We start from the raw sequence: 12,871 nt of genomic DNA on the forward strand, positions 1-12,871 counted from the left end.
GACGAATCCTCCGGAGTAGGGCGGGCGGGGCACAGTCCAGTGTGCCCCGCCGTGGGGTGGGTCAGGTGGTGTAGTTGGCGACCAGGTTGTAGAGGTTCTGGACGTCGGTGTCGAAGTACGGGCTGTAGCTGGTCTCCGGAGGCCCGTTGCTGACCACACCGTTGACGTACCCGAGAAGGCTCGTGTTGTTGTATTCGTAGAGGAACGGGCCTCCGCTGGCGCCGCCGGTCAGCAGGCAGTCGAAGCCGACCTGGTCACTGAACCAGCGGGGGTAGATGTTGCCCTGGCAGTAGTACTGCCATTCGCCGTCGAACGGGTCCTCGGCCGGATATCCGATGACGGTGACGTAGACGTCGTCGGGGTAGTTGAAGGCGAGGCCGTTGCCGCCGACCCGGTCGACGAGGCGGGTGTTGGAGGTGCGCCACACGTTGACGAACGCGACGTCCCAGTCGTAGTCGCCGTCGTCGAACCAGCCGTTGAAGGTGGTGAGCTGGGCCGCGTACCAGGTGCCGTACGGCCGGGCGCCGTGGTCGTAGTAGGGCACGAACACCCAGTTGTCCATCCAGTTGTCGTTGTCCGGGTCGTAGACGCAGTGACCGGCGGTGGAGACGACGTTCTTGGACGTGCTGTTGACGGCCGATCCCGAGCAGACGTAGTCGCTACCGTCGCCGGGGTTGTGGAAGAAGACCTTGCCGACCGTCGGGGACGCGTTGATGGCCGCGGCACTGGCGTCCGGTCGGGCGTTGCGGCCGGCGGTGACCGTCGGCTTCTTGCCGGGTTCGGCCGGAGCGACGCTGCTCACGGGGCCGGTCGGGGCGGGTGCCGGCTTCTCGGATTTGACGGGCACGTCGGGTGCGTCGGCCGGGATGGCCCGGGCCATCCGCTCGGCGGTCCAGTAGGCGCCGACGGTCTTCTGGATGGTCGCGGCGTCGGTGCCGCTGGTTCCGGCGGCCCGCGCCACCGAGGACGCCGGGGTGGCCGGGTCGGTTCCGGCCAGGGCGGGCGCCGGGGCGGTGAGGACGGTGACGGCGGTCAGGGCCGCGGTGATCCCGGCGAGGAACGTTCTGGTTCGCACACGTTCTCCTTCGGACAGAGCACACGAAGGAGAGCGGTCCTCCCCCGTGTGGGGTGAGGTCACGCCTCACCCAGGACTCAGCCGACCGACCATATCGATAGACATAGATCGATTGCCGCGCGCCGGAATACTTTTCGCCATACGGAAAGGTCGAGGTGCGCCTCGTCATGGTCGGGAGGGGGAGGTCGGTGCTGCGCGGCGCAGCCGACGATCCGGCGGCGATGGACTCCGGCGAGTCAGCGCGCGCGGCGGTAGTGCATGGCCACCGCCCCGTTGCGCAGCGGCTCCGCCGAGATCAGGTCGAGCCGGCGCGTGCCGGGCAGCCCGCCCTGGTGCAGCGTCGGGCCGTGGCCGGCGATCCGGGGATGCACGAGCAGCCTGTACTCGTCGATCAGGTCCAACCGGTCGAGCTCGGTCGCGAGCGTGCCGCTGCCGAGGAGGACGCCGGCCGGGGTGGCGTCCTTGAGCTTCTGCACGCCCTCGCGCAGATCGCCGGCGATGTGGTGGCTGTCGTTCCACGGGAATTCGGTGCGCGTCGACGACACCACGTACTTGGGTTTGGCCTCCAGCTTGACCGCCCATTCGCGGAGCGCCGGCGGCGCCTCCTCGTCGCCGCGGGCGACGGCCGGCCAGAAGTCCTCCATCATCTCGTAGGTGACGCGACCCCACAGCATCGCTCCGCTCTCGTCCATGAGGCGCGTGAACAAGGCGTGCGTCTCGTCGTCGGCGATTCCCTCCCGGTGGTCGACGCAGCCGTCCAGGGTGATGTTGAGGCTGAAGGTGAGAAGGCCCATGGCCAGCGACTCTAACGCCCCGACGGCGTCGCGGCCCGAGTCGGCGCAGACCCGCACCCGGCGGGACGACACCCGCAGTCTGGACAAGACTGTAAAGCTACTTAATAATTAGGCCTCCGTCGATCCCTGCGGAGGTTCCCCCTTGCGTACCCGTTCCCTTCTGCTGTCCATGGCCGTGGCGATCGTCGCCGCCGGCCTGGCCCTCTCCGCGGTGAACCCGGCCTCCGCGGCCGCCACCACCGCCACCTTCGCCAAGACGTCCGACTGGGGTTCGGGCTGGCAGGGCGAGTACACGATCACCAACGGCGCCTCGTCCGCGATCACCTCCTGGAAGGTCGAGTTCGACCTGCCGGCCGGCACCGGAGTCGGCTCCTACTGGGACGCGCTGCTCACCACCTCCGGGCAGCACTCCACCTTCACCAACCGCTCCTGGAACGGCACCATCGCACCCGGCGCGACAGTCAGATTCGGCTTCCTCGGTACGGGGTCCGGCGCGCCCACGGGATGCAAGCTGAACGGCGTGTCCTGCACCGGAACAAGCGGCCCGTCGCCGTCACCCTCGTCCCCGACCCCGTCCTCGTCGGTCACCACACCGGTGCCCGGCGCGACTCCGCTGGCCCGCAACGGTCAGCTGCGCGTCTGTGGCCGGCAGCTGTGCAACCAGATCGGCAAGCCCATCCAGCTGCGCGGCATGAGCACCCACGGCCTGCAGTGGTATGCGAACTGCGTCAACGACAGCTCCCTCAACGTGCTCGCCAGGGAGTGGGGCGCCGACGTCCTGCGGATCTCGATGTACATCCAGGAGGGTGGCTACGAGACCGACCCGGCCGGCTTCACCGCCAAGGTCAACGACTACATCCAGAAGGCTTACGACCGCGGAATGTACGCCATCGTCGACTGGCACATGCTCAGCCCCGGCGACCCCAATGTCAACCTGGCCCGCGCCAAGACGTTCTTCCAGCAGGTCGCCGCGAAGAACAAGGACAAGACCAACATCCTGTACGAGATCGCGAACGAGCCGAGTGACGTGCACTGGTCGGCCATCAAGTCGTATGCCGACCAGATCATCCCGGTGATCCGCGCTCAGGACTCCGACGGTGTCGTGCTGGTCGGCACCGAGGACTGGTCGTCGCTGGGCGCTTCCGGCGACGGTCAGGGCGTGGCGCGCATCCTGGCGAACCCGGTGAACGCCACGAACATCATGTACACGTTCCACTTCTACGCCGCCTCGCACGACGACTACTACCTCTCCACGTTCCGTGACGCGATCAGCAAGCTGCCGATGTTCGTCACCGAGTTCGGCACCCAGGAGGCCACCGGCGACGGCGGCGACAACTTCAGCCGAGCCCAGCAATACCTCGACCTGATGGCCCAGAACAAGGTCAGCTGGGTGAACTGGAACTACTCCGACGACATGCGCTCCGGCGCCGTCTTCACCGAGGGCACCTGCGCGGCCGGCGCGTACTCCGGCACGGCCCGTCTCAAGCCGGCAGGCGCCTGGATCCGCGACCGTATCCGTACCCCAGACGACTTCTGACCGCCGGCGCGCACCCCGGCATCAGGGGCGCGGCCGGGTCGGCAGAGGAGGCGTGGCACGAGCCCACGCCTCCTCGCCGGCGAATCAGTGCGGGCAGCGGTTTGCCACGCACAGCGGTATGACGACGCGAGGCCCCGAGCCGTTGTCGCCCGGGGGCAGCGGGCTCGGGTCGTCCGGCATCGGCGGGGGATTGCCGGGTGCGGGACCGTCGACGGCCTGGTTGTTGAACCAGGCGCGGACATCGCCCTGGTCGTCGAGGACCAGGTAGTCGGCGCGCCGGTCGCCGTTGATCTCGGCCAGTTCGACCTGGCGACCGGGGTGCCCGACCCCGGAGGCGATCTGGCCCCGCGACAGCCACGCCGAACCGTCACCACCACGGTTGTTGAGCCAGGCCCGGATCTGGCCGTGCTCGCCCATGACCAGGTAGTCGTCGCGACGGTCGCCGTTGATGTCGGCGAAGAACACGGTGCCGCCGGCTGCGCCCACCCCCGTGGCGATCTCGCCCTGGGATGTCCAGGTCACCTGGTTGCCGGTGCCGGAGTTGAGCCACGCCTTCACCTGGCCCTGGTCGCCGATGACGAGGTAGTCGTCGCGGCCGTCGCCGTTGAGGTCGGCGAATCGCAACTGGTCACGGCCGCCCGCGCCGGTGGCGACATCGCCTATCGAGGTCCAGGCCACGCCGGTGCCGGTGCCCGCGTTGAGCCACGCCTTGACCTGGCCCTGGTCGCCGATGACGAGGTAGTCGTCGCGGCCGTCGCCGTTGAGGTCGGCGAAGCGCACCTGGTCGCGAGGTGCCGAGCCGGACGCGACCTCGCCGCGCCAGTCCCAGGTGACGTCGTCGCCGGCGCGGACGTTGAACCACGCCTGGACCTGCCCCTGACTGCCGACCACCAGGTAGTCGTCGCGGCCGTCGCCGTCGAGGTCGGCCAGTCGCACCTGATCACGGGGGCGCCGGCGGTAGCGATCCGGCCCTGCCAGTCCCACGGATCCGGGCGGCCGTAGCGGTCGTTGAGCCATGCCCGGACCTGTCCGTCGGAGCCGATCACCAGGTAGTCGTCGCGGCCGTCGCCGTTGACGTCGGCCAGGACGAGCTCGGTGCTGGTGGCGCCGACGCCACCGGCCACGCCGCCTTGATAGCTCCACGACCGCCCGCTGCTGCCGCCGATGTTGTTGAGCCAGCCCCGGATGCCTGCCTGATCGTCGACCGTCAGGTAGTCGTCGCGGCCGTCGGCGTCGAGGTCGGCGAAGCGCACCCGATCCTGGGCCGAGCCGACGCCGGATGCGATCTCACCCTGATACCTCCAGGCTGCACCACCGGCACCGTACGCGTTCAGCCAGGCCCGTACCTGGCCCTGGTCACCGACCACCAGATAGTCGTCGCGGCCGTCCACGTCGATGTCGGCGAAGCGCACCTGACCGCGGGTCGCACCCACACCCGTGGCGACCACACCCTTGGCCGTCCACCCCACCGCGTCGCCGCTGCCGGTGTTGAGCCACGCCTCTACCTGGCCCTGGTCGCCGACGAGCAGGTAGTCGTCGCGGCCGTCGCCGTCGAGGTCGGCGAACCTCACCTGCTCGCGCGGCACGGAGCCGGAGGCGACCTCGCCGCGGGATTGCCACCCGATGCCTTCGCCGCTGCCGCGGTTCAACCACAACCGCACCTGGCCCTGGTCGCCGACGAGCAGGTAGTCGTCGCGGCCGTCGCCGTCGAGATCGGCGAACCTCACCTGCTCGCGCGGGCCGGCACCCGAGGCGATCTGCCCGGCGTAGTTCCACCCCGCCGGCCGAGGGGTGCTCGCCGGCGGATTGGCGGGCGCCGGGCCGCACGGCCCGGGGTCACCGGCCACCGCGGGCCGGATCAGGCCGGCGGCGCGTGCCTCGGAAACCGCCTGGGTGAAGGCATCGGCCATCTTGCGATAGCCGCTGTTGCCCGGATGCAGCGAGTCGTTCATGTCGGCCGCCGTAACCGCGCTCATACTGACCAGCCGTACCGGCCGGCCACCGGCACGGAGGTCGTTCACCAGGCGGGTGACGCGGGTGTTGTACTGCTGGATCCGGTTGTTGGTCGCCGGCGTCAGCGACGGGACGAGGGTGGCCACCAGCACGGTCGTCTCCGGCGCGCGGCTGACCAGGTGCTCGATCAACGCCCGCAACCGGTCCGGCGCCGACGCAGCCAGCTCGGCGTCGCCGGTCATGTCATTGGTGCCGATGTGCAACGTGATCACGTTGGGCCGGTAGCGGTGCATCGTGCAGTCACTGATCAAGCTGGTGATCCGGTTGATCCGCCAACTCGGGTGCCCCTCGTGATCGGTGTCGGGCAGCTGCCCGGAGTCCATCGAGCCGACGAAGTCCAGCGAGCCCGGCAGGCCCGACAACTGGTCCCACAGACGAGCCCGGTAGCCGGTCCCGCCCGGGCTTCCGCCGACACCATGGGTGATGGAGTCACCCAGCGGCAGCACTCGAAGGGCACCCAGCTGGGCGTTCGGTCGGGCACTTCGCGCGACCCGGCTGACAGCAGGAGCCAGGTTGTCCATCACCGTGGCGAACTGCCCTACCGGGTCTCGCAGCCAGGCGAACCAGCCGCCCAGCCTCCGTCCCGCATCGGCGACACTCCGGGCGGCGCTCTGAATCAGCCCCGGGAGCGTGCTCTCGGCCCACACGTTGATCCCGGCCTCCCAGGCGGCCGCACCCGCGGCCACCAGGAGGCCGTCGACGATCATCTGGGGCCAGGTCGTCGGCTGGGAGTTGTCTCCGTCGATCGCTTTGACGATCCCGCCTCGGGTGATGTATCCGAGGAACGCGCCGAGGGCGGCGCACACCGGCTTCGCCACGGCGAGCGCCAAGGGCGCCGACGGACCGGTGATCGCCAGGATGCCACCCATGCACAAGGCCCGCGCCACGATGCCGACCAGGACCCCGATCCCGGTGGACACGATCTCCGCGGTCCAGCTGGCATCGTTGTGGACCTCCGGTGTGGTCACCGTGAGGGACAGGGCGGTCTCGGTCACCGCCAGCGTTCCGTCGAAGTCTGGCGAAGGACGCGGCAGGTCGGGGCTGATCGCATGCGACCGCGCCTGGGTCTGCAGCGCCTCGCCGAGCGTGTCGCCGTCGGCGCGGAACTCCCGCACCGCCTCGCGCACACGTTCGGCGTCGAAATCCGTACCGAGTTCGAGGGTGATCACCACCTCGTCGTCCTCGACCGCGACCCGGGTCAGGGCGGGCGCTGAAGCTTCTGCGGCTGCCGGGGGCACGGCCGTGCCGCCGACCAGCGTGATCACCAGGAGCATCGCCGTGACGGCTACCGATCTGGCTGTTGTCGTGAGTTGTGCGGACACCTGATCTCCTCCTCGGGCGGCCGGCAGGCCGCCAGAGCTCAGCAAACGAGACCGGCGTGAACGGCGATCCACGACCCCCTGTATTCAAGGCGATCACTGTCCGATGGGTGCATTCCGAGAGGCGGTGGCGAAAGTCTCCACCGCGCTCCTGTCCGGTTTGCTGGATATTCGCCCCGCCCGAGCGCTGAGCGGTGCTGCATCCGGCCGTGCCGGGCGCCGCCGTGACCGTTGGTCCCTCAGGTTGCCGATCCGCGCGCCGATCCGCATAGGGCCGTGTCCCCGCCCGCTGGAAGACAGATGCCGAACTCTCCCGATTCGTCAGCCCGGCCCACCCTGGCCGACCTGGCCGTCACGATGCCGGTGTGGCCGCCCCACACCGACATCCGCACCGTCGAAGAAGCCCTGCGCGCCGACCCCGCTTCGCCGGGAGTGATCACCGTGCTCAACGACGTGATCTATCTCGTCGACCGGCAACGCTTCGAGTCGGCCCTGACCGGACGGCTCGGCTTCGGACGGGCACTGCTGCACCACCGGCCACTGGCCGACATCGTGTCCGAACCCGCTCTGCTGCTGCCGGAGACGATGACCTGGGACGACGCCGCCCGGGCGGCTCTGGCCCGGCCCACCGGCCGCAAGGCGATCCCGCTGGTCGTCGCCTTCGGCGGTGGCGAACTGGGGATCGCCCCCATCGGTCCGCTGGTCGACTACCTGAGCAGTCGCTACGCGGCGATGGCCCTGCGTGACGACCTGACCGGTCTGGGCAACCGGCGGATGCTCACCGAGCAGGCCACCCGCTTCGGGCCGGCGGGCACGACGGCTGCATTGATGCTGATCGACCTGAACCGGTTCAAGGACATCAACGACACCCTCGGCCACGTTCGCGGCGACGAGCTCCTGCGGCACGTCGCGGCGGCCCTGCAACTGGTGTGCCCGCCCGACACCGCGTACCGGCTCGGCGGCGACGAGTTCGTCATCCTCCTGAACACGACCGATGGCATACCGCCCGCTCACAGCCCGCTGGCCGAACGCCTCGAACGCCTCGGCGGCTACCTGCTGAACGCCATCAGCGGCCCATTCGAGATCGCCGGCGTGCCGATCAGCGTGGAAGCCTCGATCGGCATCGCCCACACCGGGCTGCCCGGCATGGACGGCATCGACGCTCTGATGGTCGCCGCCGACACGGCCATGTACGCCGCCAAACGCGACCGGACCCAGGTCGAGGTCTGGAGCCCTGATCTGGCCTCCACGTCCGCCCCCGACCTGGGCCTGCAGACCGAACTGCGCAGAGCCATCACCGCCGGCGAGCTCGTCCTGCACTATCAGCCGTTGGTCGACGCGCGCACTCACGAGATCATCTCGATGGAAGCCCTCGTCCGGTGGACACATCCCCGGCGTGGGCTGCTCGCGCCGGGTCTGTTCGTGCCGCAGGCCGAGGCATCCGACATCATCCACCTGCTGACCGACCAGGTCCTGTCCGACGCCATCGAGCAGGCCGCACGCTGGCATCACGCGGGCTGGACGGTGCCGGTCGCCGTCAACCTCGCCGCACCCGTGTTGGCCAAGGACCGGATCGTGACCGAGATCGAGCAGCTGCTCGCCCGGACCGGCCTTCCGCCGCACACGCTGATCGTCGAGATCACCGAGAGCGCGGTGATGACCCGGCCGCGGGAGAGCGCACAACGGCTGCAAGCCATCCGAGACCTGGGCGTACGCATCGCGATGGACGACTTCGGCACCGGTTACACCTCACTCGCCCTGCTCAGCCAACTGCCTTTGGACGAGCTGAAACTCGACCGCAGCTTCGTGATGCGAGTGCACCAGCACCACGGTCGTGCCATCGTGGAAGCCGTCGCCCGGATGGCCGGTCAACTCGGCCTCATCTCCGTCGCCGAAGGCGTCGAGGACGAGCAGACCGCCCGTACTCTCGCCGAGATCGGCGTCGATTTGTTGCAGGGCTACCACTTCAGCAGACCTCAGCCCGCCGGGTACTTCGCCCATCCCGCGCTGAGCATCGCCACCGGCGTCTCGACGACATAGCGGATCCTCTGTCGTGTCCATGGTGTGCTCGACCCGGGTGCCGGGTGCCGGGTGCCGGGGGCCACGACCACGTTCCGGTCGGCGGCGGCCGGGTCCCCTGACCGGTCAACGGCGGCGACTCCGGTGGCCCAGCGCCTCAAGAGCCTCGCAGAACCCTGAGCCCGGGCCGGACCTGGAAATGGAATACAAATGGCGAGCATGAATGTCATGTGAACGGCCGGAGTAGCGTGCGTCGTCGACCGGCGATCGGGTAACGGCGGCACATGACCAATACGCCGGGCGGCCCGTCCAACGCCGTTGCCCGCCCTCTGCGGATCCGAAGACGATGACCGAGTCTGCCGGTCACACCCACGACTCTGCGACGACGTGGTGATCTCGCCAAGCGGCCGGCCGTGCCCCTGTCGGTGGCGTGGTTCGCCCGCGCTGAGCACGGCGGCAGTTGATCGCCACACGGATGGGAACCACCACCAGGCGGCGTCAGACGTCGCCGATCCGCTCGACTGTGACCCGGACCGGAAGGTCGGACCGACATGATGCTGTCCTTGGTGATGCTGGCCTTGCTCGGTGGCACCACATGGCTGGCAATGAATCAATCAATCGCCCGCAACGCGGTCCTCAACCATCGCCTCACAGCGATAGGACTGACCCTGTGCGTCACGTCCGGACTCGTCGTGCTGGTCGCATCTGTAGCGGCATCCCGATGACGCCCACAGGCCCGAACCTCCGCTCCGACGAGATGACGAGCGGCTGTCCGCGGGGCATGCGCGACAGCTGAACGAGTCAGGCGCCGACATGCTGACAGCGGCCGGTGCGGAGGAACATCGGCCGCTGTCAGCATGTCGGCGAGAACTGCCGATGAGTGATCGAGGAACACTCCGCTTCGAGGACACCGCGCGGGTGGATGACCAGAAGTGCCGTCGGAGCCGATGGTGACGTCGACCGTGGTGGCCGTCATCTCGTCACCTCTCGTTACCCGATGTTCGACAGTCCTGTCCGTGCGCATCACGACCAGCAAAGCCCTGATGCAGCCTCTGCCGACAGTGGATGCTGAACGGCTCCAATGTGTGACCACCCGTTCATCCAGTCCATCCTCGCGGGTCAGATCCGGAGAGAAAGATGGATGGATTGGCGATCGGGTTCACCCGGGGCGACGGCCGACATCGTGGTCGGCGGGGCTCTACCTGGGGCGAGGGGAGTGGTGGCGGTGACTTCCGTCCTGGTGGACTGGCTCAGCGCCCAACAGGGTGTCGGCAGTCTCATTGCCGCGCTCGTGCTGGCGCTCGGGCTCACCGCGTTCAACCAGTTCCAGGCCCGCCGCAGACGGGTGCTGTCGTTTCGGGTGCGGTTCAACTCGCCGCTGGGGTTCAGTCCCGTTTACGCCAAGCTCGTCGCGCGCGTCATGGACCAGGAGAACACCCACATCGCGGACCCGGCGCTGGTGGTGGCGCGAGTCAAGAACGTCGGCCGCACGGCGATCTCCCGGCGCGACTACAAGTCACTCGAGCTCGACTTCTCCGGGCGCCGCACCATCGCGGCCGGCCTCACCGAGGAGAAGCCGGAAGCACTGATCAAGGAATTCAAGGACTTCCAGTGGCAGCTCGGCCACTCGACTCTCGAGTTGCCGCGTGTGGACCTCAACCCCAACGAGGAGTACAAGGTCGTCGTTCTGCTCTCCAACGAGGGCGCCGGCACCAACCCGCCGGCGAAGGCGATCGGCCGGCTGTCCGAGGGCGGCCTGGTCACTGCGGCCGACACGCCACGAACCCGGCGCACCACCATCGCCGGCGCCGCGGTGAGTACCCTCCTGGCAGGTGCCCTGGTGGCCACCCTGCTGTTCGCCAGCTCGGAGCAGAAGGCGGGCACCTCGGCCAGCGCGCCGGTGTGCGCGTCGGGTGAGCTGACCGTAGAGGGATCCAGCGCCTTCGCCGGAATCGCCGCCCATCTCGCCGGGCAGTACATGACCTACTGCGACGACGCGAAGATCACCGTGGTCGCGGCGGGTAGTTTCGAGGGTCTCGACCATCTGCAGAACGCCGCCCCCGAGCAGCGGCCCCGCCGGCTCGCGCTGGCCGACGGCAAGTTCATCGGGTTCGCTGATCTGGTACCCAGCCGGGGCATTGCCGTCGTGCCGTACAGCGTGGTGGTGAACAACGGTGTCGCCGTCACCGACGTCTCCCTCGCCACCCTGCGCCGGATCCTCCGGGGCGAGGTGGCGGACTGGCAGGAGGTCGACGCCACGGCGGACTCGGCCCCTATCCGTGTGGTGGCCCGCGACGACCGGTCGGGTAGCCGCCGGGCGCTGGAGACATATGTCCTGCAAGGCCGGCAGGCCGGAGCCACCAGCGATTCCTGCGACGTCCTGCGGGAGGGGGTGGTCAGATCACAGCCGGTGATCTGCGAACAGACCACGACCAGCGACGTGCTGGTGAAGGTACGGTCCCGGGCCGGTGCGGTGGGATACGTGGACACTCCCAATGCGTTGCTGACCCCCGGGGTGAAACAGGTCAGACTCGGCGGGCGGGCCGCCACCATCGACGACATCCGGGCCGGCTACCCGTTCTGGACCGTCGAGTATCTGTACAGCTGGGGTGACCTGGACAAGACCGACCCTCTCACCCGGTCGTTCGCCAACTATCTCGTCGGTGCCGAAGCCCGATCGATGATCGCGGCGCAGCAGTACGCGCCGTGCGTACGCGCCGACGGCACACCAGAGCCGCTGTGCACCACACCGCGGGAGTGACGAACCGGCCGATGAACGGCTTGTTTGACCAGCTCGCGGCCGATGGTCGGCAGTTGACGCCCGGTCGCGAACATCGGCCGCTCCTCGATCCGCACGCCGGTGTCGTCATCGCCGGCGGTGCCGCCGTGGACGTACCGGCACGTCGGCGGGTGTGGCCGATTGTTCATCGCCGACTCATGTCGGCGCCGGGTACGCCGCCTACCGTGATGGCCATATCGATGCCCTGCGATGGAGGCTGCGATGATCAAGGTACGCGACCTGGTGACCGTTCTGGTGGTTCTGGCCGTCACGGCCATGCCGGGCGTGGCCTACGCCGGTGATGCCCGGCCGTGGAAGGCGCCCTTCGACCTTCAGGCCCATCGCGGCGGCATCGGCATGACGACCGAGGGGTCACTGGAGGCGTTCGGTAAGGCGATGCGCCTCGGCGTCAGCACACTTGAGCTGGACACCCAAGTGACGCGGGACCTGAAGGTGGTCGTCACCCACGACCGCCAGGTCAGCGCCCAGAAATGCCGGGACACCGGGCCGGTGACGCCGGGTGACCCGATGTATCCGTACGTGGGCAGGTACATCAAGGATCTCACGCTCGCGCAGATCAGGACCATGGACTGCGGCTACCGGCAGTTGCCCGGCTTCCCCGACCAGGAGCAGATCGCGGGCTTCCGGATGGTCGAGCTCCGGGACGTCTTCGATCTGGTCAAGCGCTACCGCGCCGACCGGGTGATGCTCAACATCGAGACCAAGGTCGAGGCGGGCGCGCCGGAGCAGACCGCGCCACGGGAGTTGTTCGTCCGCCGGGTCTTCGAGGAGATCCGCGCTTCCGGCCTGCAGCGGCAGGTCACCGTCCAGTCCTTCGACTGGGGTGCGCTGGCCGTCATGCACCGTCTGGCGCCGCATCTCCCGTTGGTGGCGCTGACCAACTACGACTTCCTGCAGGTCGGCATGCCCGGCGCGTCACCGTGGCTGGGCGGCATCGACGTGGACGACTTCGGCGGCGACGTCGTCCGCGCTGCCGCCGCCGTCCGCGGCGTACGGACGTTGTCGCCGGTCTACGGCTTCCCGCAGAACGGCAAGGTCGGCGACGAGGGCTTCCGGTTCTACCCGGACAGGGCCATGATCGCCGGGGCGCACGCGCGCGGCCTGCGCGTCGTCCCCTGGACCTGCGACGACCCGGCCACCGTCGCGGCGCTCATGGATCTGGGCATCGACGGCATCATCACCAACTACCCCAATCGGGTCCGCGACATCATGTCCGCACGCGGTATGCGACTCCCCAGGTCGTACCAGCCACGGTGATCCACCAGTGGCGCCGAGAGCCCGATCCGGCCAGACGGCCGCACGGCAACCCCGGCT

Annotated in this window: 8 protein-coding genes and 2 pseudogenes; 5 read left to right on the top strand and 5 right to left on the bottom strand. The window is 68.9% G+C overall.

What is annotated here, in order from left to right:
- Positions 1–61: 61 nt before the first annotated feature.
- Both ACQPZW_RS19790 and ACQPZW_RS19795 read right to left on the bottom strand, forming a co-directional pair.
- Positions 62–1,075, bottom strand: a complete 1,014-nt coding sequence (locus ACQPZW_RS19790) for a hypothetical protein (RefSeq protein WP_433796387.1) — start codon at positions 1,073–1,075, stop codon at positions 62–64.
- Between the two features lie 236 nt (positions 1,076–1,311).
- Positions 1,312–1,869 carry a dihydrofolate reductase family protein gene (locus ACQPZW_RS19795; RefSeq protein WP_433797578.1) on the bottom strand — a complete coding sequence of 186 codons (558 nt, stop codon included), beginning with the start codon at positions 1,867–1,869 and terminating at the stop codon, positions 1,312–1,314.
- Between the two features lie 169 nt (positions 1,870–2,038).
- On the opposite strand from ACQPZW_RS19795, the gene ACQPZW_RS19800 reads away from it, so the two are divergent.
- A complete protein-coding gene (locus ACQPZW_RS19800) occupies positions 2,039–3,406 on the top strand; it encodes a cellulase family glycosylhydrolase (RefSeq protein WP_433797579.1) in 1,368 nt (455 codons plus the stop codon).
- Positions 3,407–3,490: 84 nt separating this feature from the next.
- Here ACQPZW_RS19800 and ACQPZW_RS19805 read toward each other — a convergent pair whose 3' ends face one another.
- The 3 genes and pseudogenes from ACQPZW_RS19805 to ACQPZW_RS19815 form a co-directional block, all read right to left on the bottom strand.
- Complete coding sequence (locus tag ACQPZW_RS19805; protein WP_433797580.1) at positions 3,491–4,186, bottom strand: FG-GAP repeat domain-containing protein; 696 nt, start codon at positions 4,184–4,186, stop codon at positions 3,491–3,493.
- Positions 4,187–4,198: 12 nt separating this feature from the next.
- Positions 4,199–4,423: pseudogene (locus ACQPZW_RS19810) on the bottom strand (hypothetical protein); the annotation flags it as partial.
- Between the two features lie 86 nt (positions 4,424–4,509).
- Positions 4,510–6,693 (bottom strand): annotated as a pseudogene (locus tag ACQPZW_RS19815) (FG-GAP-like repeat-containing protein); the annotation flags it as partial.
- Between the two features lie 276 nt (positions 6,694–6,969).
- Here ACQPZW_RS19815 and ACQPZW_RS19820 point away from each other — a divergent pair.
- The 4 genes from ACQPZW_RS19820 (at position 6,970) to ACQPZW_RS19835 (ending at position 12,814) form a co-directional block, all read left to right on the top strand.
- Positions 6,970–8,778 carry a putative bifunctional diguanylate cyclase/phosphodiesterase gene (locus ACQPZW_RS19820; RefSeq protein ID WP_433796388.1) on the top strand — a complete coding sequence of 603 codons (1,809 nt, stop codon included), beginning with the start codon at positions 6,970–6,972 and terminating at the stop codon, positions 8,776–8,778.
- 530 nt (positions 8,779–9,308) lie between these two features.
- The gene (locus ACQPZW_RS19825; protein WP_433796389.1) at positions 9,309–9,482 is read left to right on the top strand and encodes a hypothetical protein; all 174 of its coding nucleotides are present in this window, start codon (positions 9,309–9,311) and stop codon (positions 9,480–9,482) included.
- Between the two features lie 500 nt (positions 9,483–9,982).
- A complete protein-coding gene (locus ACQPZW_RS19830; protein WP_433796390.1) occupies positions 9,983–11,518 on the top strand; it encodes a PstS family phosphate ABC transporter substrate-binding protein in 1,536 nt (511 codons plus the stop codon).
- Positions 11,519–11,758: 240 nt separating this feature from the next.
- Positions 11,759–12,814: a glycerophosphodiester phosphodiesterase family protein gene (locus tag ACQPZW_RS19835; protein ID WP_433796391.1), complete on the top strand. Its 1,056-nt coding sequence runs from the start codon at positions 11,759–11,761 to the stop codon at positions 12,812–12,814.
- Positions 12,815–12,871 lie beyond the last annotated feature (57 nt).

Source organism: Actinoplanes sp. CA-252034 (assembly GCF_050956125.1).
Taxonomy (GTDB): Bacteria; Actinomycetota; Actinomycetes; order Mycobacteriales; family Micromonosporaceae; genus Actinoplanes.